Annotated in this window: 11 protein-coding genes, 1 pseudogene and 1 other annotated feature; of the genes and pseudogenes, 1 reads left to right on the top strand and 11 read right to left on the bottom strand. The window is 58.1% G+C overall.

All coding sequences use genetic code 11. The annotated features are described in order from the left end of the window. Positions 1-24 precede the first annotated feature (24 nt). Complete coding sequence (locus CIT39_RS08060; protein ID WP_109853891.1) at positions 25-7,182, bottom strand: heparin lyase I family protein; 7,158 nt, start codon at positions 7,180-7,182, stop codon at positions 25-27. Positions 7,183-7,808: 626 nt separating this feature from the next. After that, positions 7,809-9,158, bottom strand: coding sequence for an O-antigen ligase family protein (locus tag CIT39_RS08055; protein WP_094975892.1), 1,350 nt, complete (start codon positions 9,156-9,158; stop codon positions 7,809-7,811). Between the two features lie 215 nt (positions 9,159-9,373). Between CIT39_RS08055 and CIT39_RS08050 the strand changes: the two genes are divergently transcribed. After that, the gene (locus tag CIT39_RS08050) at positions 9,374-11,671 is read left to right on the top strand and encodes a polysaccharide biosynthesis tyrosine autokinase (protein ID WP_094975893.1); all 2,298 of its coding nucleotides are present in this window, start codon (positions 9,374-9,376) and stop codon (positions 11,669-11,671) included. A gap of 296 nt (positions 11,672-11,967) precedes the next feature. Here the strand turns inward: CIT39_RS08050 and CIT39_RS08045 are convergent. The 9 genes and pseudogenes from CIT39_RS08045 to CIT39_RS08005 all read right to left on the bottom strand — a co-directional run bounded on the left by CIT39_RS08045 (position 11,968) and on the right by CIT39_RS08005 (position 25,551). Next, positions 11,968-13,183 (bottom strand): annotated as a pseudogene (locus CIT39_RS08045) (IS3 family transposase). Continuing rightward, positions 12,800-12,915 (bottom strand) — a sequence feature (AL1L pseudoknot). Its footprint overlaps the pseudogene before it by 116 nt. 716 nt (positions 13,184-13,899) lie before the next feature. Next, on the bottom strand, positions 13,900-14,307 hold the full coding sequence (locus CIT39_RS08040; protein ID WP_148667292.1) for a hypothetical protein: 408 nt from the start codon (positions 14,305-14,307) through the stop codon (positions 13,900-13,902). 246 nt (positions 14,308-14,553) lie between these two features. Beyond that, positions 14,554-14,760 carry a hypothetical protein gene (locus CIT39_RS08035; RefSeq protein WP_094972825.1) on the bottom strand — a complete coding sequence of 69 codons (207 nt, stop codon included), beginning with the start codon at positions 14,758-14,760 and terminating at the stop codon, positions 14,554-14,556. Positions 14,761-16,042: 1,282 nt separating this feature from the next. Beyond that, entirely contained in the window at positions 16,043-16,246 is a 204-nt protein-coding gene (locus CIT39_RS08030; RefSeq protein ID WP_244607541.1) for a hypothetical protein, read from the bottom strand. Positions 16,247-16,504: 258 nt separating this feature from the next. Next, positions 16,505-17,134 (bottom strand): ATP-binding protein, encoded by a 630-nt coding sequence (locus CIT39_RS08025; RefSeq protein ID WP_414645236.1) that lies wholly within the window; start codon positions 17,132-17,134, stop codon positions 16,505-16,507. A 264-nt stretch (positions 17,135-17,398) separates the two neighbouring features. Then, positions 17,399-18,709, bottom strand: a complete 1,311-nt coding sequence (locus tag CIT39_RS08020; RefSeq protein ID WP_094972823.1) for a lipopolysaccharide biosynthesis protein — start codon at positions 18,707-18,709, stop codon at positions 17,399-17,401. A 257-nt stretch (positions 18,710-18,966) separates the two neighbouring features. After that, positions 18,967-19,704: a TIGR04325 family methyltransferase gene (locus CIT39_RS08015; RefSeq protein WP_094972828.1), complete on the bottom strand. Its 738-nt coding sequence runs from the start codon at positions 19,702-19,704 to the stop codon at positions 18,967-18,969. Positions 19,705-20,138: 434 nt separating this feature from the next. Next, a complete protein-coding gene (locus tag CIT39_RS08010; protein WP_148667291.1) occupies positions 20,139-21,566 on the bottom strand; it encodes an alpha/beta hydrolase family protein in 1,428 nt (475 codons plus the stop codon). A gap of 82 nt (positions 21,567-21,648) precedes the next feature. Further along, positions 21,649-25,551, bottom strand: a complete 3,903-nt coding sequence (locus tag CIT39_RS08005; RefSeq protein WP_094972821.1) for an alpha/beta fold hydrolase — start codon at positions 25,549-25,551, stop codon at positions 21,649-21,651. Between the last annotated feature and the right edge of the window lie 6 nt (positions 25,552-25,557).

Raw genomic sequence — 25,557 nt, 5'->3', positions numbered from 1 at the left:
TCAGTCCAACGAGGTGCGCAGCACTCAAGAAAAAGAGTTCTGTTGGTGCTGCTGGACCATTGCAGACGTTGCCAACTGGAGAGCCGGATTGGCACCGACATCAGAAATACCGATGTTACCCGACGTACTGGTATTGAATGGCGAGGATGGAAATGCAGATGAGCAGTGTTGCAACCACAAAGCGATCTTGGAATCGATCGAATCGAGCCAATCCGAAGCGGCATCCGCGCTCCGCGCCAAGGCTGCGCTGCCCTGATCCGTAGAAAGCGGTGGGTCTACAAGCGTTGTGCCGCCATTTCCATCGCTTGATACGATGAAATTCCCCAGCGAATAGTTACCGCTAAGAGTGAAGTTTGCACTGTTGGTTCCATCGCTAACGGTAAGCGTCCCAGGTGAATTATTCCCTGTGTAGCTGACGCTCGCGTTAGCACCGGCAGTGATGTCGCGCAGATCGATGAAATTGGTCGTAGTAAGCTGACCATTCAAAGTGCCGCTAAATTCTGTCGATTGGTCGAGTACAAGTGTACCGGTCGCTCCCGCGAAGCTGATGGCGCCCGAATAGGACCCAACAAGCTCCACGCTTGCCCCACTGCCGATAATCAACGAATTCGCTTCGATGATTGTCCCGCTGCCAGATAGGACAATCACTCCGTCACCGTTGAGGTCTTGATGAAGCGTCGACTCCAGCGCCTTCAACGATGCGTCGCCCCCCAGCATCTCGGGAGCGGAGCCGAGCGTTGCGACGAAGTTGCCGGAGCTGTCCGTGCTCCAGACCGAATAATACCCGCTCGAAGAATCCTTCCAGACCACGTCGTAACCGCCGCCCGTCACCTGTTCGGCGCCGATAACCGACCACGATCCCCAGTTCGCTGCGATCACCGCAGAGCCCGCATATTTCAGGATAGGGCCTGTGCTGGTCCCGACGCTGTTCAAGTGATAATTGCCGCCGTTCAACACCACACTGGTCGATCCGAGCGCTTCGATCGTCGTACCATTGCCGCCACCGACGACGACGGGTGCTGTAATCGTGCCGTCACCGTTTAGATCCTGCTGCAGCGTCGATTCAAGCGCCTTCAGCGCTGCGTCGCTTCTCAGCATCTCGGGAGCGGAGCCGAGCGTTGCGACGAAGTTGCCGGAGCTGTCCGTGCTCCAGACCGAATAGTGCCCGCTCGAAGAATCCTTCCAGACCACGTCGTAACCGCCGCCCGTCACCTGTTCGGCGCCGATAACCGACCACGATCCCCAGTTCGCTGCGATCACCGCAGAACCCGCATATTTCAGGATAGGGCCTGTGCTGGTCCCGACGCTGTTCAAGTGATAATTGCCGCCGTTCAACACCACACTGGTCGATCCGAGCGCTTCGATCGTCGTACCATTGCCGCCACCGACGACGACGGGTGCTGTAATCGTGCCGTCACCGTTTAGATCCTGCTGCAGCGTCGATTCAAGCGCCTTCAGCGCTGCGTCGCTTCTCAGCATCTCGGGAGCGGAGCCGAGCGTTGCGACGAAGTTGCCGGAGCTGTCCGTGCTCCAGACCGAATAATGCCCGCTCGAAGAATCCTTCCAGACCACGTCGTAACCGCCGCCCGTCACCTGTTCGGCGCCGATAACCGACCACGATCCCCAGTTCGCTGCGATCACCTTAGAGCCCGCATATTTCAGGATAGGGCCTGTGCTGGTCCCGACGCTGTTCAAGTGATAATTGCCGCCGTTCAACACCACACTGGTCGATCCGAGCGCTTCGATCGTCGTACCATTGCCGCCACCGACGACGACGGGTGCTGTAATCGTGCCGTCACCGTTTAGATCCTGCTGCAGCGTCGATTCAAGCGCCTTCAGCGCTGCGTCGCTTCTCAGCATCTCGGGAGCGGAGCCGAGCGTTGCGACGAAGTTGCCGGAGCTGTCCGTGCTCCAGACCGAATAGTGCCCGCTCGAAGAATCCTTCCAGACCACGTCGTAACCGCCGCCCGTCACCTGTTCGGCGCCGATAACCGACCACGATCCCCAGTTCGCTGCGATCACCGCAGAGCCCGCATATTTCAGGATCGGCCCCGTGCTGGTTGCGATGCTGTCCAGATGATAATTGCCGCCCAACAACACCACGCGGGTCGATCCGAGCGCCTCGATCGTGATGCTAGGATCAACTGAAAGATTGGGAAGAGTCGCTAGAGCGCCTAACAGATTCGCCGCGTTTCCGGCCACATCCAGAACGGTTGCGCCGTTGGAAACTACCCGTGTGATAGCCAGTGCAGAAACCTGAAGATCAGCCGCCGCCACCGTGTAGCTGAAGGTCAGTGCATTGCTGCCCGAGCCGCCGGCATATGTCGCCGTGCCGCCGTTGTTCAGCGTCAGCGTCGGCGTGCCGCCCGCCACCGTCACCGCCTCGCTCAGGTTCACGGTCAACGTCACGACCTTGCCGGAGCCGAGGGTGCCGCTGCCCGAGGTGATCCCGGTGCCCGACGCAGCTACCGAGGACACCGTCGGCGCGGTCGTGTCGATCTGCAGCGTGCCCGATGGATTGGTCACGGCGCCGGCCAGGCTGGCAGCGTTGCCTGCGCTATCCTTGACGGTCGCGGCGTTCAGGTTGAAGGCCGTCACCGCGAGGTCGGACGTGCTCTGGCCAGCCGCCACCGTGTAGCTGAAGGTCAGTGCATTGCTGCCCGAGCCGCCGGCATATGTCGCCGTGCCGCCGTTGTTCAGCGTCAGCGTCGGCGTGCCGCCCGCCACCGTCACCGCCTCGCTCAGGTTCACGGTCAACGTCACGACCTTGCCGGAGCCGAGGGTGCCGCTGCCCGAGGTGATCCCGGTGCCCGACGCAGCTACCGAGGACACCGTCGGCGCGGTCGTGTCGATCTGCAGCGTGCCCGATGGATTGGTCACGGCGCCGGCCAGGCTGGCAGCGTTGCCTGCGCTATCCTTGACGGTCGCGGCGTTCAGGTTGAAGGCCGTCACCGCGAGGTCGGACGTGTTCTGGCCAGCCGCCACCGTGTAGCTGAAGGTCAGTGCATTGCTGCCCGAGCCGCCGGCATATGTCGCCGTGCCGCCGTTGTTCAGCGTCAGCGTCGGCGTGCCGCCCGCCACCGTCACCGCCTCGCTCAGGTTTACGGTCAACGTCACGACCTTGCCGGAGCCGAGGGTGCCGCTGCCCGAGGTGATCCCGGTGCCCGACGCAGCTACCGAGGACACCGTCGGCGCGGTCGTGTCGATCTGCAGCGTGCCCGATGGATTGGTCACGGCGCCGGCCAGGCTGGCAGCGTTGCCTGCGCTACCCTTGACGGTCGCGGCGTTCAGGTTGAAGGCCGTCACCGCGAGGTCGGACGTGTTCTGGCCGGCCGCCACCGTGTAGCTGAAGGTCAGTGCATTGCTGCCCGAGCCGCCGGCATATGTCGCCGTGCCGCCGTTGTTCAGCGTCAGCGTCGGCGTGCCGCCCGCCACCGTCACCGCCTCGCTCAGGTTCACGGTCAACGTCACGACCTTGCCGGAGCCGAGGGTGCCGCTGCCCGAGGTGATCCCGGTGCCCGACGCAGCTACCGAGGACACCGTCGGCGCGGTCGTGTCGATCTGCAGCGTGCCCGATGGATTGGTCACGGCGCCGGCCAGGCTGGCAGCGTTGCCTGCGCTATCCTTGACGGTCGCGGCGTTCAGGTTGAAGGCCGTCACCGCGAGGTCGGACGTGTTCTGGCCAGCCGCCACCGTGTAGCTGAAGGTCAGTGCATTGCTGCCCGAGCCGCCGGCATATGTCGCCGTGCCGCCGTTGTTCAGCGTCAGCGTCGGCGTGCCGCCCGCCACCGTCACCGCCTCGCTCAGGTTCACGGTCAACGTCACGACCTTGCCGGAGCCGAGGGTGCCGCTGCCCGAGGTGATCCCGGTGCCCGACGCAGCTACCGAGGACACCGTCGGCGCGGTCGTGTCGATCTGCAGCGTGCCCGATGGATTGGTCACGGCGCCGGCCAGGCTGGCAGCGTTGCCTGCGCTACCCTTGACGGTCGCGGCGTTCAGGTTGAAGGCCGTCACCGCGAGGTCGGACGTGTTCTGACCAGCCGCCACCGTGTAGCTGAAGGTCAGTGCATTGCTGCCCGAGCCGCCGGCATATGTCGCCGTGCCGCCGTTGTTCAGCGTCAGCGTCGGCGTGCCGCCCGCCACCGTCACCGCCTCGCTCAGGTTCACGGTCAACGTCACGACCTTGCCGGAGCCGAGGGTGCCGCTGCCCGAGGTGATCCCGGTGCCCGACGCAGCTACCGAGGACACCGTCGGCGCGGTCGTGTCGATCTGCAGCGTGCCCGATGGATTGGTCACGGCGCCGGCCAGGCTGGCAGCGTTGCCTGCGCTATCCTTGACGGTCGCGGCGTTCAGGTTGAAGGCCGTCACCGCGAGGTCGGACGTGTTCTGGCCAGCCGCCACCGTGTAGCTGAAGGTCAGTGCATTGCTGCCCGAGCCGCCGGCATATGTCGCCGTGCCGCCGTTGTTCAGCGTCAGCGTCGGCGTGCCGCCCGCCACCGTCACCGCCTCGCTCAGGTTCACGGTCAACGTCACGACCTTGCCGGAGCCGAGGGTGCCGCTGCCCGAGGTGATCCCGGTGCCCGACGCAGCTACCGAGGACACCGTCGGCGCGGTCGTGTCGATCTGCAGCGTGCCCGATGGATTGGTCACGGCGCCGGCCAGGCTGGCAGCGTTGCCTGCGCTATCCTTGACGGTCGCGGCGTTCAGGTTGAAGGCCGTCACCGCGAGGTCGGACGTGTTCTGGCCAGCCGCCACCGTGTAGCTGAAGGTCAGTGCATTGCTGCCCGAGCCGCCGGCATATGTCGCCGTGCCGCCGTTGTTCAGCGTCAGCGTCGGCGTGCCGCCCGCCACCGTCACCGCCTCGCTCAGGTTCATGGTCAACGTCACGACGCTTCCAACGCCGATGGTGCCTGTACCGGCCGTGACCCCGTTGCCGGCCGCGACCAAGGAGGCGACCGTCGGTGCCGTCGTATCAGTGCCAGTCGTCAATGTCCCAACGGTGATCAAATCCGGAATTGAGCCCGCGCTGGTACCTGACGCATTCGTCACTTTGGCAGTAAAATTGTGAACGCCGTTCGCCAAGGTGCTCGTCGAGAACGACCAACTGTTGTCGCTATTTATCGTAGCGGTGCCGATCTGCGTGGTGCCGTCAAAAATGGTAACCTTGGTGATCGAGTAGCCGGGCGTCACCATGCCGTAGAGAGTAACAGTACTCCCAACCAACGCATTGCCGGTGATGATCGGAGAAGGAGGCAAGTTCGAACTGCTGCCGAACCCCGCTCCATTCTCGACACCAATCGCACTCACATTTCCAAGCGAATTAACGTTGTATGCCTGGATGCTATTCCACGTGTTGCCGGCGAAAGTAGGACTCGTAAAGGTCCAGTGACCTGTACTGTCAACGGCAGCGCTTCCGAGCGCGACGCCATATGGCGTCGAGAAATAGACGGTCGTATTGGCCCCTGCGGTTCCGGTAAACGTAAATGTACCATTGCCATTGTCCACAGGATCGCCGAAAACCGGCGTCTTGACCGGTTGCGCGTCGATAGTAACTCCGGGAAATTGGACGGAGGCACCGGTGAGGAGAGCCGCGATTCCGTTGCCGTCCTTGATGGTCGCCCCATTCGGCAGGTCAGCGCCGACGATCGCAAGACCCTTAACGCTGCTGTCGTTTGCTCCGACAGTGTAAGTGAATGTCAGAGTGTTGGAGCCAGATCCTGCGCTGTAAACGGCGGTGCCGCCGTCGTTCAGCAGCAGCGTCGGAGTTCCCGTCACCGACACGACCGAATTCATCGTCAGCGTGAAAGTGATCTTGGTTCCGGTAACCGTCGCGCCGCTTGGGGCAGACGTGGCGACCTTCGTGATAATCGGAGCAGTGAGCGCTGCTATTGTTGCACTCGCAATCGCAGATGCCTGTCCGACATTTCCCGCACTATCGGTTGCTGTCGCGGTGAGGTTATGGCTTCCAATCGACAGCGCGCTGGTCTGGTAAAACCAAGAACCATTGGACGACGCCGTCGCCGTTCCAAGCTTGGTAGATCCATCATAGATTGAAACGACGCTATTGGCTTGGGATGTACCACCCAACATGACCTGGTTGCCATTCACCACATCGGTCAAGATGAGCGGCGCGCCAGGCTTGGCCGTGATGACCGTGTTAGAATAGTCTACCGTGATCGTCTGATTGCTGGACCAACCTTCGTAAACTCCCTCTTTCCAGTAGACGCCACCGCCGTATCCGATCGGGCCGTGATAGTCGACGACCTGCTGACCGTTGATCCAAACCTCCAGGAAGCCGTTTGCGTTGTTCTGGAAATTCACTTCCATGTGGACGTCAATCGGCTGCCCCCGCACGATCGGCGCCGAAGATACCCAAAGATAGCTATTCAGCGGATCGCCGGGCAAAGTAGCCGCGGTCCATTCCTTTTGCCCCGGGAGCGCATAGAACGCCTCGATTGCGAGATAGTCGCCCTCACCGTAACCATTTGCGCCGGTGAGATGGACCGCCAGCGGGGGGCTGCCGCCCTCGATCGACTGGTAAGTCGCGTCATTATCGTCCGCGTGGAATTGTCCGAGAATTTGCCACGCGAGACTGTCGCTCGTGTCGTTAAATCCCGGTTGAACCGTAAACTGGTATGAGAGGTCTATCGTCGACGTGGCCGAGTAGACCGTGCCACCACTAATCTCACTGCGGTGACTGTCATTATCCAGCCAAATGTCGTTGGGGCGCAACTCAAACCTGAGCGTATGACTGTCGAGCTGTTTGATCGCCCAAGGCGCATTGCCATTAACATTGGCATTCTCGACATAGTACTGCTGGCCGCCAACCAAGATTGGTGCCGACCATTGGTCGGTCAACGGAGAGAAATTGGATATCCCTGCCGTAATAGTTTGCGTGAAAGCCGACGACGCAGCACTCGTAACGCCACTGACCGTTGCTGTGGCCGTAAAACTATGCGCTCCGTCCGTTAGTGAAGACGTTTGGTACGTCCAGACGCCAGCGCTGTTGGCAGTTGCTGTACCAAGAAGCGTGCTGCCATCGTAGACGGTGATCGTGCTATTAGGAATAGCAGTACCGACAACCAACAGTTCGTCGGAATAACTCGCTCCGGGGTCTTTGTCGAAGACGACATTATCGGGCGAGGCCGCCAAAATGACTGGCGGATCTGTCTGCACGGCCATCTAAAGTCCCTCGATGCTCAGTTGACGCTCTGATGCGTCTCAAGCGTTGGAACAACTAAAGGGAACCTATGAAGATCCGGCTTTTTACAATCGTAGAGTTTTATGAAACCAATCCGCGGATTAATCGACACCGACGGCATTGAATATTTAATTTCGCCGCCACGAGCTCGGCACCCCGGAAGCCAGTTAAATTTAAATGCCACAACGCTCGTTAAATTGAGCACGCCGCCGCCCCCTTTATCCAAAACCCACCAAGCTAAATTGATCGACTGCCTGCGCTCCCCAGCGTCAGTACACCAACATGGTTAATTGCCTATTGCGGCAGCGTTGGGAACCGGAATTGTCCAAAGTGTGACGATTTCGCTCCCGATCGAGCAACTAACCTTACCATAATACCAATTTAAATGCTGTCAGAATGAAACCGCGAACTCCGAACGCCCGGAGACAACCGATTTTCATGAATTGGAGATTTTTTCTCCAGAATCGAACTGAGGAGCTAAATAACGGAACGCCAAAGGCGGCAAAACTGGAGGAAACACCGATCTCCCGAAGCGAAGCCGGGCGCCCAATCACGATTACGAACCGGTCCAAAGGGGCCGGCTGAAGCTGGTACGGATCGTCCAATGTCAATCGACGCGGCGAAACTGGACCCGCTGCCTTCGCCAAGATAACTGAGCCTGCTGGACTATGAGCCCCACAGCTACTGACGTCAGTACCGTGCTCAGGCACTTCGTCATGAAATTGCTTTCGGTAATGTTGAGGATGAGCGTAACGCACCAAACTGCAAAGGGGAAAATATTAGCTGACGTCTGACCGCCAGGATTAGCAACCACCAGGCGGATCCCTTTCCAGAGGATCAGAACGAATATCCCAAAAATCACAGGAGTGATCAGGTAACCAAACTCCAGAAACTTATCGACGTATCCATTGTCGACGCTCCACTCCGACATGTCCGCCGCAATCTTTGCTCCAAAACCACCGCCAAGGAAACTATGACCCGAGGCATAGAAATTTTGCAGGATTATCGGCCAGAAATCGGCCCGACCTGTAAGATCCGTGGACTTTCCGAGAATCTGGACAATTACATAATTGAGAATGCCTAGCCGAAAGGCGAGCCCGATGATGGCCACACCAATCGCGAACTTCACGATCATCGGTTGGCGGAACGGAAGTGGCAAACGGGCAATGAAGTATGCCATGAATAAAAACGCAGGCGCTATCACCGCAGCCACCATCCCGGTCGCGGACCCCGAACCGATTAGGCAGACGATGCTGCAGATCAGAAAAAAAGCCCATACTGGCGCCGGGAATATGGACGTGCGGTAGAATAACAACAGTCCTATCGTCAGCCCGGAAAAGTATCCCAGACCTTGTTTGTGACTGAATACACCGCGCCAGAGACCGGCATGAACGGTTTGGTACGGGTCGCTCAGTTGGTGAATGGCCGTTTCGGGAAATAGGACGACCCACAGGATACTCAACAGGCATCCAACCGCCATAATCCTGACAACGAATTTGATGGATTGAAATCCCGGCAACAGCCCGACGATCACCAATCCGAGCAACGCTGTCGTCATGTAGGTATTCGCAGTTTGAATCGTTGCGGCCCGGTTTTGGGACCAAATCGCCGAGACGAACGCAAACATAATCAGCGCCAGGATCGGCCAACACTGAAAGACCAGCGATCTTGTCCTCTGCGATCCAAGGATAGCGCAGAAGACCAGTAGCTCGGTGAAAAGCGTCATCGCCTGTAGGATGGGCGAGCCAACCCACTGGCCGGTCGCCATGTTCAGCGCCAACTGAATCGTAAAAGCGGGAAATGAGAAAATTAGACAGATACCGAGCAACATCCGCAAAGCAGCAGGCGTCGCATGCACCTCGGCGGCGGTCGGAGGAGACCGGAACGGCGAACTCTCCCTAAACGGGAATATTCCATCGACAACAACGCCCCGTTGCCGCGCCGCGAATTTGGACATTGCAGAGTTCCTGAAATGCTTTTGTTCCGGTTGAAGCGTGCTCAGCAAGCCGCTCAACCACTGAATTAAAGAGACCCCATGGCTTTAAGCCGCATCGGGTTCAGATTCAACCATTTAGGGAATTGCGACAGTCCTTCAACGCCTTAACTTTAATCGAAGACACCAGCGATTAAGCCTGAAAACTGCGGGTTCCTCGTGGCAGAGGCGCTGCAGCCATGTTACTGTTTAAATCTTATATCGGTCATTCCGTAGTTAATTTGGATTGTTTCATGCTTCATGTAAACAAAGGTCATCAGCTTTCCTCCTTTGACTCGGACGCCAACGGCCTACCTGCTGGCTCAAATCAACCAGCTCAATACATCCCGATGGTGCTTGGATTTCTGCGCCGCCAGGCGTGGGTGCTGGGTTGCACCGTTGTGCTGGCTGTGAGTGCCGCAGGTCTCTATGCCCTGTTTGCTCCCCCGGTTTACAAGGCAACGGCCACAGTGGGTATCGACACAGCCAAGTTTCAGCTGTTTCAGCCGGCCGGCGAATTGATCATCGACTCGTCATCGGCGGTTGAGAGCCAACTCGAGATCCTCAAGTCTGAAAAGATCGCGCTTGAGGTCATCAAGAAGCTTCGCCTAACTGACAACATCCCGCCTCAGCAGGCTGGCTTTTTTGGGTCGTCAAAGCAGCCGACGGAGTTTGAATACACCAGGCAACTGCTCGCGGTCATGCAGAAGCATCTCACGGTGAAGCGCCTTGGCATTGCTTGGATTATCGAGATCAACTACGAGAGCCGCAGTGCCGAGCAATCTGCGCAATACGCGAATGCGTTTGCAGACTCCTACATCGCCGATCAGCTCGATTCAAAATTCCAGGCGACGCGGCAAGTAAGCACCTGGCTGGAAGGGCGCGTCAAGGACATGCTCCAACAGACTTTGGCTGCCCAACGCGCCGTTGTGGAGTTCAAGGCAAACAATAACATTGTAGACACCGGTGGGCGGCTGATGAGCGAGCAGCAGCTCGCGGAGGTCAATAGCCAGCTATTGGCGGCGCGAGGACAATCGTCCGAGGCGAAAGCCCGACTTGAACGCGTCAATGCTGTGGTCCAGTCTGCACTGGCATCAGACAACACCAATGCTCTCGTCACCGACGTCCCAATCAACGACACGGTGGCGAAATTGCGAGCTCAGCTTATCGACCTGACCACCAGGGAAAAAGAGTGGTCAACCAAGTTCGGAAGCGACCATTTGGCGGTCATCAATCTGCACAGTCAGGCCATGCAGGTTCGATCGGCCATGATAGACGAGCTTCGCCGAGTCGGTGAAGCCTTCAAGAGCGACTACGACCTCGCGGTTCGCAGGGAGAAGAGCCTCGATTCGCAGGTTGCTCAGGCAGTTTCTCAGTCGGAGGCGTCCAACCGCAATCAGGTTAGGTTGCGCGAACTTGAGAGTGCGGCAACGAGCACAAAGGAACTGTACGAAAATCTGAACAAGCGGTATTTGGAATCAGTTGAACAGAAATCTTTTCCAGTCACAGAGGCAAGGGTTATCACCCGTGCAGCCCCTGCCCTGGATCGAGAATTCAAATCGACTCTAAAGATACTGGCGGGAATTCTCGGAGTTGGCGTAGCTCTTGGATGCGCGATCGCTTTTTTTCGTGAGTTTACCGACAACGTATTCCGCAGCGTCAGCCAGATTGAGCGACAACTTCAGAAGGATTGCATCACGCCAGTTCCACTCTGGAAAGAGGAGATGGATGATTGCCCAGCGCGGCCGCGCCCTCCAGAGAGCGAACGTTGCCTGACGCGATCGAAAGGGCCTGCTTGGGCCAGCGTTGACGCTCCTCTTTCGAGCCACGCAGAGGCGATGCGCACGATAAAATTGTCGATAGACCTCAACTGTCCGGGCAAAGGCGCCAAGGTAATCGGCATGACGTCGTCGCTCCCGAGAGAAGGGAAATCCACCGTTGCGGCCTCCCTTGCGCTTACGATCGCCTCAGCCGGGGCAAAGGTCATGCTCCTGGACTTCGATCTTCGAAACCCGGCAATCACGCGCACATTGGCGCCGAATGCGAAGATCGGTTTCCTTGACGTTATCTCGGGAAGAGCACCACTCGCGGATGCGGTTTGGACGGATCAGTCGAAGTATCTCTCTTTCCTACCTACGATTACAAACGGCCTTTTCGCTCAAAGCAACGAGATCATGAGCGCACAGGTCACCAAGACCTTGATCGATAAGCTGCGCGGTGAATACGCCTACATCATCGTGGACTTGCCGCCTCTTGCGCCCGTGATCGACGCACAGGCCACCACCCATCTGATCGATGCATATTTGTTTGTCGTCGAATGGGGCGCCACGAAAATCGACGTTGTCGAGCATGCGCTTGGCCGGGCACCCGGTATCTTGGAGAATACTCTCGGCGTAATCCTGAACAAAGTAGACATGGACAAGCTCTATAAGTACGACGCCGAGAATCGTAGCTATTACGTCAATAAGCACTACTCACAGTATGGATATACGCATTAACGTCTAAGGTGCTGTCAGCACGCCGGTCGTCGAGGCTGGCGTGCCGCGTTTTGTCTCGGCAACAGTCTTTCCTCATGGCTATCAGCTTCATCGTGGCTTGCGGACGGTATGGAGCGCGGCCGCGGGCATTCGTGAGACGGCCGATCGAGTCTTGACGCTGGAACGTGATCGAAGATGTGGCATCTCACAACGGAGGCAGAAACAGAGCATCCGACATCGAGCCATATCATCAGTTAGGGGTGTGGAAGCCGCGCCGCTGAACCGCCCCGGGTTTGCCGGAGGCCATTTGGTTTAAGTTATGCCGCCATGGCCGGCTGTTCCAGCATGGTGTAGTAGCGTTGCTCGGCTTCGGCCGGCGGTATGTTGCCGATGGGCTCCAGGAGCCGCCGGTTGTTGAACCAGTCGACCCATTCCAGCGTCGCGAACTCGACGGCCTCGAAGCTGCGCCATGGTCCGCGCCGATGGATCACCTCGGCCTTGTAGAGCCCGTTGATGGTTTCGGCGAGGGCATTGTCATAGGGAATCTCCGACGCTGCCGACAGAAGGCTCGACGCCTGCTTCAGCCAGGCGTTCGGTGTATTTGATAGAGACGTATTGGCTGCCCCCTGTCGCTGTGGTGCACGAGCCCGCCGCGATGGACCGGTCGTCGATCGTGCAATGCCTACTCCAGCGCATCGAGCACAAAGCCTGCATGCGCCGTGCGCGAGGCTCGCCAGCCCACGATCCTGCGGGCATAGGCGTCGATCACAAAGGCGACGTAGACAAAGCCCGTCCAGGTCGCGACATAGGTGAAGTCGGAGAGCCAGAGGACGTTCGGCCTTGGCGCCTTGAACTGGCGGTTGACGTGATCCAGCGGGCATGGCGCGGCCTGTCGCTGATCGTGGTTTTGACCGTCTTGCCGCGGATAACACCTTGCAAACCCATGTCCCTCATCAGTCGCGACACGGTGCAACGGGCAACATCGAAGCCTTCGCGCTTGAGCTGCCGCCAGACCTTGCGCACGCCGTAGACGGAGAAGTTCTCATCGAACACGCGCCGGACCTCGATCTTCAGCCTGACATCCTGCCTGGCGCGCGCCGACAGCTTGGCCGGGTCGCGCCGTTTGGCCACATGGGCGTGGTAGGTCGAGGGGGCCACCGGCAACACCTTGCAGATCGGCTCGACCCCATGCGCCCCACGATGATCGTCAATGAAGGCGATCATGGCTTGGACCGGCGGTCGAGCTTCCCCTCGCCCGACAGGCGAATGTCTTCATTCGCCGAAAGGGGCCGTCGCAAAATAAGCGCTTGCCTTGCGCAGGATCTCGTTGGCCTGCCGAAGCTCGCGGTTCTCTCGCTCCAGGGCCTTCAGCTTCTCGGCCATCTCGGTCGGAACGCTCGCCCGCTGCCCGCTATCGACCTCGGCCTTCTTGACCCGGTCATGCAGCGTCTGTGGCGTGCAGCCGATCTTGGCCGCAATTGACGTCACTGCCGCCCACCGCGACGGGTGCTCGCCGGCGTGATCCAGAACCATCCGAAGCGCTCGGGTCCGGACCTCGGGTGAAAACTTGTTCTCGTCTTGCTCGTCATGGCTCCATCCTCTCAGGAGTTGGAGCCTCCGGCAAACCCGGGGCGGTTCATCTCGCTATTGTCGCCAGCCTCTCGTGAGCGACCCGAAGAAGTTCGGCTGGCCGGCCACTTCCACCTCAACGAGAATGACATCCCTATGCGCTTTGGCGCAGGGGAATTTGATGAATCTGATCTTCCGTGACCGCAGCCTGGCACCAATTGGAGTTGTGAGCAGTGTTTAAGACCTGAGATATCTAGGAGACTAAGTCGAATGCCTCTTGTACAGTGCGAAGATTGCGCTCTTGTCAGCACAGACCCGCCGCAAGCTACACCACGCCGGGGGACACGATCGCCGAGGACCCCAACATTGCGCCGAAGGACGCCTATCACATCGCCCGAGACCTGTTGGCGCAGTTCGATTGGGATGGAGCAGTCGCGGATCCTGAGCCCGGCTCCGAGAAGAAATGGGCGCTGAAATCACATCGGCCGGCTAGATGAGCCGAGCATCGTGCTGCACGCCGGTCAATCCAGCGGCGGCGACCGGCAAGGCCGGCATCTTCCGAACACACCGAAGACGCTACTGCGTAATGGGTGGATCGAAAGACGCGAGACGAAAACGGGCGCCGAGTACCACATAACGCCAACCGGCCTTACAGGGGTTTGCCGGCCGCGATGAATGAGTTAACGAAGTGCGGACAATCTGCTTTCGGTGGAACCAGCGGTGACCTGGGAAGGTTCGGCTTTGGTCGTGGAAACCGAGCAGCCCCGGCAGATGATCAACTTGGCCGCGAGCCGTTTGTCGCGATCGGCATCGATCTTTCTTTGGGCAGCAAACCACTCCGCAGACCTTGGCTCCAGGCTGGCGAGCAGCGCGTCCTCTTCCGCGGTCTGATCTTGCTTCGGCGAGACGGCTGCAACATGGCGTCTGCGCTTGTGCACCTCCGGCAAGTTCGGGTCTCGGCCAGCACCGTCCCAGGCGATGGGACCGTCCGGCAGCGGACCGGACGCGCATGCGGAGAGCGTCAGACCTACCGCCACCATGTAGGACGCGAGGCTGATCAATTTGATCGCTTCAGTGGAGACTAACATCGAATTCATCCCTCAAACAACCACTTCAGCAATTTCGTCCGCCGTATCAGATCGAGAGCTGTTGACCGGACTTTAAGGCAACGGCGGGGCACGCCTATGGCCGAGATTGGGCACTCATCGATCGATTTGAGTCCCAGGAAGCCTGCCGTGGCACCGAAATCACTTCGATCTAAAGGCGCGCTAGCTAAGCGCTCGATTTAATCGATCAAGTGATGCGCGTGGCGTTCGGTCCAGGACACCATGTGCTCAGCGCCGTCTGGATCTTGAAAATCTATAGGGTTGGACGGTGCTGTTCGCCCGTAATTCGGCGATGATCTTGTCACGCAACTCGGCCGGCACCGACCGGAGGACGAAGCCCACGGTAGTCGCCGAGACCGTTTCCATCACGACGACCCGCGCAGAAAAGCGCGCGCCGCGATCCTCGAAGTTGTCTCGCTCAGCGGCGACCGTCATTATGGTTGCCCGCGGGAGCCGCCGAAGCCTGGCGCGGCGTCCGGCTGCTCACACCGCGCGAGCTGGGGCCGTTGATGTTCATGCGTCCAGCCGTGGCGCCCCCCTCCTCGCTTCACCAACTAGGGTGATCAGCTCACTGGCAGCGGTTAACGCCACTTCCATCTTTCCAGCGATCTGGCCTTCTCCGCGCACCTCGATCGACCGGTCGCCGCCGACGCCCGTGCCGTATGTGGTATGTCGGCAACCTGAGGTGCCGGGAACATAGGGGGCCGTAGCTGCGCGCGGTGCCCGGCCGTGCTGCTTCCGCGAAAGTAATCGGACCAAGCTGTGCTCGCTGGCACATAAGATCCTTACGGGCAGGAGCCAGGCGTCCACGGCACAGGCCCAACGTTCGTCGGCCACTGATCAATGGATTTTGGCGGTTCGAACTTTCGGAAACCTAACCGCGTCGCGCGCTCTTGAGCGTGTTCTTCACCGGGTCCGAAACCTTCTGACCGGATCGGTCACCCGATTGACGGCACCGACAACCGCGCTTGCATCGCGCTTTGCGTTCTCGAACCAGCCGCCGGGCTCATTGAGCTTCTTGCCGCCTCTTGGATCAGACCCACCACGCCGTTGAGGCCGGCGATGGCGGCCTCGGCAAGCTTTGCACTCGACGCGATGTTGGCGAGCTGGGCGTTTACCACTGGCCATAGCGATTCCGCACTGGAAGCGACAATCGCCGATCAAATAGGCTTATCGCGCAAACACATCCACGACGCCCGTCGGATCTCGGATAACGAAGTCTCCGACCGCGGTTACTCCGGCAATTGCGCGAAGGCTTTTCCGCTCGTTATGCTCACTCGACCTCGTTGTATGCGGAACCGCAGCAACCGCGCGTACCCTTGTTCTGCGACCTCGTCAGCAGTGGCGCCTCTGCCGGAAATGACAGCAATCTCATCTCGTTTTCGGCGAGCCAAGGTCGCGCCAGCGACCGATCGTTTGTCTTCGAATGCCTGCAGAGTGTCCGTTATGGAAGCCGCCGATCAAGGGCGCCGCTGGTTAGGAAGCGACGTGGATACGAGACGGTCTCTCCACTCGCGTGGGTTGGCAAACGGCAAGCATGATGCCCATTCCGAAGCAAGAGCGGATTTGCAGCGACATCGTCAACGATTCTCGTGAAGAGCATATCTCACGCTGCCTATAAAGCCGATCTCGCGCGCTCTTCGAGCACATTGATCGCCAAGATGAGATTGTCTCGATCCGCGCGCAAGTTCAATGCAAGCAGCGAATAGTTTGGTTGTCACGCGTCGAACACGTGCGCCTTAGCCTCTTTTTCGAGAATGTCCGAGTTCATAAGGTCGACGTGCCACCACAGGTCGGTGATCAGCGCGCTCAGCTGTAGCTCTTTCCTGGCATACCGGAACGGGACACGTCCTGCATCGTTCGACTCATCCTGAAGCAGCTCTTCACTGCGAAGCCGTGTTTTGGGGAACCGCTTGGGCAAGGAAAATGCCAAAAGAGCGCAGCGTGGGGACGCACGTTAACCTCCAGCGCCAGCATCAAGCTTATTTCGTGAGTTCGATTGCCTAGGATCGCGCGACCGGTAAGGATTGCAGGCACCGGACATTGCCCCGTCCGGGTTCACCCTGGCGAAGTCGGCGCGCCGATATTTGCCGCGTGGGCTTCTGCTCTCGGTATACACCGGTCATTGCACGCGAAAGCTATTATCAAGCGGCAGTGCCGCGCTTGCCTCTTGGCAATCTTAGTCACCGGGGCCACACGCGCCAAATGTCGAGGAAGGGCGCAGGTTCCTATAACGTTGCCGAGCCGGCTGACGAGGTGAAAGATGCTTGCCACCGGACTGAGCAAAAGGAAGATATCCGAGTTCGTTCAGAACGATGAAGTACCATGCGGCTTTAATGCTCGGCGAGCCACCCTGCCGTCCGTTGCGGGTTTCGGTGTCGAGGCGGTTGACGAGGTCGACCACGCTGTAGAAGCGGCCACAAGCGCCGGATCGGAATGCTAGCTTCTGGGCATAGCGATGGCTAGGTGGATTTTTGCCAGTGCCAGTGCCGCCGACAAGCACGGCGTTGCGTTGCTGGGCGACGAAGCCGCCGCCAGCGAGATCATTGGCGAGATTTTGATTGATCGGCGTGCCATCGAATTGAAAGACGGCGATGTCCTTGGCGAGCGGGAGCTTGGCAATGGTGAGCTGGTATTTGATTGACCTGGCGTGTTTCTCGTTGATCTCCGCGTCGAGCAGGTCGCCGACTATGCGTTGAGGTTCGTGGTGGCGCTCGACGGCAGTGCCATGATCTCGCCGAATGGCAGCCTTCATGCCGTGGAGCTTGAGTTCGTCCTTGAGGTCGCAGATTTGGTTTCGTTGCTTCAAATCGTCCTCCGGCGGTTGTCGTGGCGGGTACAATCAGCGATGGTGCTCGACGGAGCTTCACTGCGGCTGGGGTTATGATATTGGCCGGTGTGGACAGCTGACATTGCCGTTTTCGCTCGGCCAGACGAACCAGCATGCCCACACCGCGGTCTGCCGGTCAGGTCGAATATTGCGTGCGCACGAGCGCGGCACGACCTCTGCCGAGATCGAGCGCCTCTTCGCAATGCCCGCTCGCGACAGCGATCCAAGCCGGGAGCTTTTAGTTCACCCGAATATCCGTGACTTTGCGGATACCTCGTACGCCTCTATGTGACGCTGCCGGCGGGCAGAGAGATTTAGAGCCAGCCACAACCCTCCACCCCGCGTAAGGTCTGAGAAGTACAGAGCGGCATAGATACCCGCCGTACCATAAGCCGTACCCAGCAAGACGACCATCATTGCACCAACAGCATTTGCCACCCCGCTTACGACCGTCGAGATCTTGTGCTGCTCGGCTGCGTTAAGAGCGTCGAACGCCAGAAACTGCACAGCCGTCGGAATAACGGTCCACGCAAGAGCTCTAACGACATCCGAGGCCGCGACGAAGGCTGGGCCAAACACCAAGGACATGTAGGGCGCGATCAAGAAGAGGCCAACGCTGGTCGTCGCGCTAATGCCTAACGAATAGGGAAGATATTTTGTCGCAAGCCTCAAACTCGAGAGAGGCCCGTCTCGACCGGCAATCGCAAGCTTTCCATAAATGACCCGGTCAAACGCTCCTGGCACGACGAGCGCTGCTCCAATGAGCCTCCGGCCGGCGCCATAAATTCCAACAAAGTCGGGTGGTGCGACCGCACTCAGCACGAGAACGTCAACACTATGCCGAAGCATGATCAGGAAGCTGGAAAAGGCAAGACTTCCACCCAACCATACTTCCCGGCGAATAACGCACCAATGCGGGCGCCCGAAACGCCAGACCATGGCCAGGCAGACCAGTCCAATAACCACATGGGTCGCCGCCCACCACATGGCCCAGCCTTGCAATGAGGTAACACCGAATAGACCGCACGCAGCCACGGCAGCACATGCTCGCGCAACGCCTGTACCGCCATTGATCAAGTTAGCTCTCTTGAAATCACCGCGAGCTAGAAAGATGTTCTCGGTAAGATTGAAGATGGAAGGAAACGCCACGTTAACTGGTACCAGCAGCAAGAGAATCTGCAGCCAGCGCGATGGATCTCCCCGATCGATCGTTGAAGCAAAAAGCATTCCCCCGACAACCAAGACCGTCAACACGGCCCCGGTCACCAGAATCATTGTCAGGGTGTGACCGAGGGCCTCAGCATATCGGCCTGAGTCGCGGCTCACGATCCGGCGCAAGGCTTCTCCTGGACCAAATCCACACCACGAGTTCGCCAACGCCGTCACTGCACTGATCGTCGTCAGTTCGCCAAACTGACCCGCGCCAAGGGAACGGGCAAGAAGGACAAAAGCTACAGTCTGCGCAACGATACCGACTCCCAGGCTTCCGATCGAGCCAGCGAAGAGGCGAAACATCGGTAACTTGGGACCCAGAAAACCAACAATCCGGAACATGCTCAATATTTTCAAAAGTCAGTATGGCCAGTATCAACCAGCGAATTGCGGACCATCGGCAACAAAAAATGACGTCCGCGGCCGACAAAATTGGATATCGCCGGGGCTCTTCCATTTCCACCGCAGCTGCGACGGCCCAGCCGCGATGGCAACAATAATACGTCATAATTCATTGGACAATACTCGCTCCGCCAATCCTGCTCCAAGAAACAATCCGAAACAAATCCGTTCCAAATCCAGTTTATTTGCCGCCAGACTCAGCCACCGCGCAATCTCGCATAGTAGCCGCGGCTCGTTGACCGTCCCAACTTCGGATGTGTCTGAATTGTTCGGGACAGCGCCGGAATCGACCACTCATCGATAACATCGTAGCCTAACTCGTCCAGCAGCTTAAGGAACTCCGCCTTGTTGCGAATCTGGTACGGAATCTCCGCGCATCCGAAATTTTCAAGTGTAAAGACCGTCGCTCCTTCCCGCGTCTGGACCTTGTTCAGAAGCAAGTGGCGCGGCAATGCAGGTAAACTTCTAAGAAAGATGTCGAACGGAACGTCCAGGTATTGCAGCAAGCCGGAAGCGAGCAGAACATTCGCCGCGGGCGCTTGGGATAGCTTATCGATAAAGATAGGCCCGCGCAGTTCGCCTTGTTCGACGAGCCGGCGTCCGGCGCGGACGATTGCGGGCAGATCATAGATAATCCAATCGACCTTGTCTCCCATCCGCAGGTGGCTGCCAAACGCTCGGTATTTTGTTCCCAGATGGCCTCCGGCGTCGAGAATAACGCTGGTCTCAGGCGCCAAGCGATCTAGCCAGAACAAAATCGGATAATCTTCGAGCTTGAGTTCCGACATGTAATCAAGGGAATGCATGACTACTTCGTCGTTGTTGTAGCCAACGAGCGCATCGGATCGCACGGCCGCGACAGCTTCTTGAAATGAAGAATAAGCTCCCCGATGCCGAAGATAAGGCGACCGGACCAAGGCAAGCAGGTGACCCAAGGCCCCTCTAGAAAGCAAAACCGGGGGCGTTGAGAGGAGGCGCTGCACCGCTGAAGGCAATTTAGACATGCTTCAAAGAATTTCTCGATCTGGTCGCGAAGCTGATTTGAACGCTGGCACAAGTCTGCATACTCTGTTGAGCCGGCAGCGTTTGAGATTGCGCTCCGCAAACGTTTTACCAATCTGGGAGCCAAACCTTCGAAAAATCTGCACCCGAGCGGCCTATCGCAACGCAGAATACAGAAAGTCATGCGTCGGCAGGAAAATTCGGTCGATTCTAGTTAATTCCCCCGCCATTAAAACGGCAGCCCAGACGCGAGAGCCGAGGGCACTTCAGGAGGGTGCGCTTGAGGCGGCGATGAGTTCCCGGTTTCGGTTGCCCAGATCAGGACAGTACCGGCGACCGGCATTCCCAAATAGGAGCCCTGCCGAGGTTAATCCTTGCTGGCCGAAACTGCGGTCGATTTCTCAAAACGGACATCAGCCACATCATTGGGAGCTAGCTCAAGCAATGGCCCGCCGTTGCCTCTGAGGTAGAGTTCAAAGAACGCGAACGCGCTCTCGCCGATGGCTCTGGCTGCCCGCTTAGGATCGATCGTCCCCGAACGACCCACGAAGTGCACAGGAGACGAGAACGCATAGTCTGAAAAATTGAAGTGCTTCGCCCGCTTGAGCGTGAGCCAATAGCCTCCAAAGGTTGCGTATAGCCTTCTCATTTGAACGAACTGGTCCCAGTCCATCGCCATCTCTCGGCGCTTCGATTGACCGACCTCGCCGACACTGTTCGGCGGAAGCGGGGCGTTCTGACTCATAATGAACAAAGGAGCGATTGCACCCTGGTTGAGGGATTCATCTGCCATAACGCCGTCCATGTTGAGGCAGGCCTTAAATCGTCGATCGAGCCAGCACGCCTGTGCGGCCACACCCCCGCCGAGCGAAAAGCCAAAAATACCGATACTGTGCATATCAAGATGGTTCTTGAACAGCCCGCGTGGGTCCGCCGTGTTGAGATCCTCCAGGAAGTCCAACACAGATCGCACATCGTCGGCCCTGGTTCGGACCTCCGTCTCGATAGTCTTCAGAAAGCCACTGAATGCGGCTTCTGTTGAATAGACCCCTTCCTCAACCAGCCTGGATTTGATGATCCTCCCATCCGGAAAGGTGGTCACCGACGAACTGTATGGATGATCAATCCCGACAACGATATAGCCATGACTGGCGAGTTGTTCCGCTAGATGCGTATTCTCGGTTCTCATGCCGTTCCACGACGGCGCGTAGAGCAGAACAGGGCAGTGACCTACGGAATCAGCTAGCGGAGCGTCTACGATGGAATGCGTGTTCACCAAGCTAAATCGCGCGTTCCAGGCCGTCGTAGTCGTCTTCTCCTGGTAAGCGGCAACCTTGCCAGCGAACGAGCCAGGCGCTGGATACCAGACCTGGATCATGAGCTCTCTTGCCCCGTTGGGCGTCAGCGGATCAGACCGGCCCTTGTCAACAACGTATCGAATGTTGGTACCAACGGCATTAGGTCCTGTCGGCGGCGGCAACTGGAATACCGGGAAAACTGTGCTCAGGACAATTCCGCCACCGACGCAGCAGAGACCTATCAATCCGGTGACATACTGTGCCTGGACGTTCTCCGTCCATTGCGGAATGACCGATTGGAGGACACCTGCAAAGGCCACAAAATAGATTGGGAGCATCTGCCACCGATATCCCTCAAACAGCAGATGGAATGCGATGATCGCCAAGCACAAGAACGGAAGATACCCCAAACAAAGATAGTCTTCGCGACCCGGCGACAGCCGAAAGACGATATGAGCAACCAGTACAACGATTGTTGAAATCTCAAGAATACGCACCCCAACCCCCTCCTCGGCCGTCCACGCAGCCGCCTCCCCCGAATTCCCAGCCCAGATGCAAGTCTACCGCCGCGACGGAAGGCTATCTGAGATACTTATCCAGCTGGAGCGCGACCTTCGCAACGTGCGGGTCACGCATGAATGACAGATGGTCACCCGGAACATCGTGAACATCGACCCCCTCGGAAGCGACCAGCTCCCACCCCAAAAAACGATTCAGGCTGTATTCGGGATCACGTTCTTCCGACCTAAATAGGATGATGCGCACCGGGAGAGGTTTTGCTTCGTACGATTGTGCAATAGCCTTGAACATCGTCATGTTGTCCCGAAGTTGCGCCGGCATCGGACGATTGACGAAACGAGAGAGCCGCTGAACAAGCGTCCATAGTCGCAGACGCATTTTCTTTCTAATAAAGAAGAATGCACTTGAGAGCGCAACATCCAGCCGATGTTCCGCTATGCGGCGATAGTATCGCTGCACCCGATCGATGATCCGGACGCTCCAGAAGCGGCGACGCTCATCGAAGGAAAGATGCCTGTAGTATCCCCAATTGCTTGTATCCAGGATGACAAGGACGGGAACCTCTTCTCCTTCCGCGATCAGTTGCCTTGCCATTTCAAGCGCAATGACACCGCCGAACGAATATCCGCAGATGCGATACGGGCCATGGGCCTGCACTCGACGTATTTCACTATTGTAGAGCCGAGCAAGTTCGTCGACGGTCATTGCCCGCTGCGCACCATCAAGTTCCGGCGACGCCAACCCGTATACCGGCTGATCGTTAGACAACGCTTTCGCCAGTTCACTATAGGCTAGTACGTGTCCGCCTCCACCATGGACGCAGAAGAGTGGCACTCTTGCTCCGGTTGCACGCAAGGGAACCAGGCATGATTGCTGGCAATGGTCCCGTCTTTCAACGAGAGCTGCAAGTTGCTCGATCGTGCGATCCACCAGAAGCTTCGATAGGTCAATCTTGACGTCGAATTCCCTTTTGATCTCCGCGATCAACGTTGCCGCCAGCAGGGAATGCCCTCCCAAATCGAAGAAATCATCGCGAATACCGATCGTAGGCAGATCGAAAAGTCTCTCCCATATCATCAACAACTTTGCTTCAGTTGGATTGCGAGGCTGATGACGCTCCTGCGTGCCACCGCGGCTTTCCGCAATCACACGCTGCTTCCACTCAACCAGGGGCGCTTTCAGATCGGAGACCAGCTTATCCGGATCGGTCGCGATTTCCGTCAGGACAAGCTGATAGTACGACATGATACTTTCGATCGATGCCGACTGAAACAGACCCTGATCGTACTCGAGGTTCAACCAGACTTCGTGGTCCCGCTCAATGACCGCGAGTTGCAGCTCAAAAGGATTTCCTACGCTGGCCGATGAAATCGGCGTAATCGCAAGCTCTCCCGCCTCGCGGCGCTGCAGGAAGGCCGTTTGATATAGAAAGTAGAACTGAAAGAGTGGATTCCTACCCTTGATCGACCTCATCTTGAGTCGCGCCATGATATTCTCGAACGGGAACACCGCATGATCGAGCGCATCCATTGCGACTTGACTGGTGTACCTAAGAACATCATCTAGCGTCGACTGTTTTGCCAGATCGAACCGAAGGGCAATTGGTCCGGAGAATGGCCCAATCATGGGCTCCGTCTGCGCGTTTCGATTCGCGCTTGGTGATCCGATCGTAAGATCATGCTGGCCCGTGTAGCGCTCCAACAGGATGGCGAACGCCGCCAACAATTGCATGTACATCGTAACGTTGGCCGAACGGCTTCGTGCCTTGAGCCGCTCGACCAGATGTCCGGGCAAGCGCACTCTTTCGACCGCGCCCCGAACCGCGTGGCGCTGACCGGGCGCATAATCAGTAGGGAAATCCAACACCGGCAGCGGCCCCGCAAGCGTCTTCATCCAATAGGCGAGATGCTCGTTAGCTTCCTCAGATTCCAACCATTCTCGCTGCCAAACGGCGAAATCCGCGTACTGAATGGATAGTGGGGGCAATCCGGGCGTCCGATCCGCCGCAAGCGCCTCGTAGATCGCCCATAATTCCCTCTGCAGGATGCTCTGAGACCACCCGTCCGAGATAATATGATGCACGGTGACGACAAGAACATGATCGTCAGGATCTAGACGAAGCAGCCGCACCCGCATGAGAGGACCGCGTTCTAAATTGAATGGCCCGAGCGCTTCGTCCCGCAGCAGCTCACCCAAGTCAAAACCGGCGTGCCTGGATTCCGTCTGCAGATCCGAGACGTGGATCGCGCATTCCGCTCGGCTCAAGACGACCTGATTGAGCTCACTATCGGATTCCTTGAAAACTGTTCGAAGGATCTCGTGCCTATCCACGAGTACCCTAAGACTCTCCTGTAGAAGCTCGGCCGAGAGTGGCCCCGCGATACGAACCGATGCCGGCATGTTGAAAGCAGCACTATCTGGTCGAAGGCGCGATAGCTGCCAGAACCGTAGCTGAGTGACACTGGCCGGAAACTCGCAACTGCTGTCCAGAGCCGTTTCGTTGATGGCCGGCACTTCGGGTACGCTCGTCTCCTCCCCATCATCGGATGGAACGAGGTCATCGGAGACCGGACCGATCCACGGCAGCGCCGATAGACTCACATCGGGATCCTTGGCGATGGCTTGAAGAATACGGTCGAAACCCTCAATCAGCATATTGCCGGTTTCAGCGGTGTAACAATCCGCGTTGTACTCGAGCGACAACCTCCACCCCTCTGCGCGTTCGACCAGAAAGAAATTGAGGTCGAAGAGCGCACCCGGCGATTTCGACGGTATCGGCGAGACTTGGACGCCGGGAAAATCGAACTCAGAGTCCACAGCCCCACCGAAGGCCCGCTGACAGACGAAATTGACGGAGCAGAATTGCCCGCCTCGCGTCTTCTGATCGTCGGTCAGCGCCTCGACTATATTCTCGAAGGGGATCGCCTGGTGGGCAAGGGCGTCCCATACATCATCACGAACGCGAGCAGCCAACTGCCTTAAGCTCGGATCACCCGAAAGGTCCACCCGGACTGCAACCTGATTGACGAACAACCCGACCAGGTTCTCGAGTTCGGTTTGGCTGCGCCTCGCCAAAGGAGTCCACATAGCGATGTCAGTCGCCCCGGTGCACCGATGCAACGTCGCGAAACAAGCCGCCAACGTCGTGCTGTACATTGTGCCGCCGTACTGTTCGTTGAACGATTTCAGCGAATTCGAAATACTTCTTGGCAACAGACGTGAGAGTATGGCTCCCTTCGCAAACTCACTGAGCTCCGCCAGATCCGGCTTCAATCTGAACGGTTGATAGTCCCGCAGTTTATCCGCCCAGTAGCTCAATTCTTCTTCGCCCGCTTTCTCCGCCTGTTCGGCGCTCCAGACGACATAGTCCGGAAATTGAATCGAAAGTGGGCAGAGATCCGGCGTCCTCCCCTCCGAAATGGCCGCGTAGAGTCGCTGCAACTCGCGCATGACGACCCCAATCGACCACCCGTCACAGATGATATGATGGAGAGTCAACATCAGGAAGTATTGAGACTCATCGATGCGGAGCAAGCCAACGCGAATTAGCGGGCCCTTTTCAAGATTGAAAAGCCTCGTAGCCTCGGCCGCGCAGATTCGCTCGATCTCGGCCTCACGATGCGCTTCCGGCGAATTGCGAAGGTCGGTCACAGGGATCAACAAGCTCAGCGATGGAGCGATCTGCTGATGGACCTGGCCATCGATAGAGACGAAGGTGGCTCGAAGCACTTCGTGTCGTACAACAATCTCATTGAAGCTCCGCTGCAAGGCGGAGAGATCCAATGGTCCCTTCAGGCTCCAGCGAAACGATGCGTTGTACGCCGGATTCCCCGGACGCCGCTCGCTATCAAGCCAGATGCGCCTTTGCGCCGGAGAAAGCGGAAACGCAAGTATATCGTCATCCGGCTTGCCAGGCGCTCCTGGGGCACCGAGACCTCCTTGCATCGCGCCTAATACAGTCATCTTCGT

This window comes from Bradyrhizobium symbiodeficiens (assembly GCF_002266465.3).
Lineage (GTDB): Bacteria > Pseudomonadota > Alphaproteobacteria > Rhizobiales > Xanthobacteraceae > Bradyrhizobium > Bradyrhizobium symbiodeficiens.
This window is presented reverse-complemented; position numbering and strand designations above follow the sequence as displayed.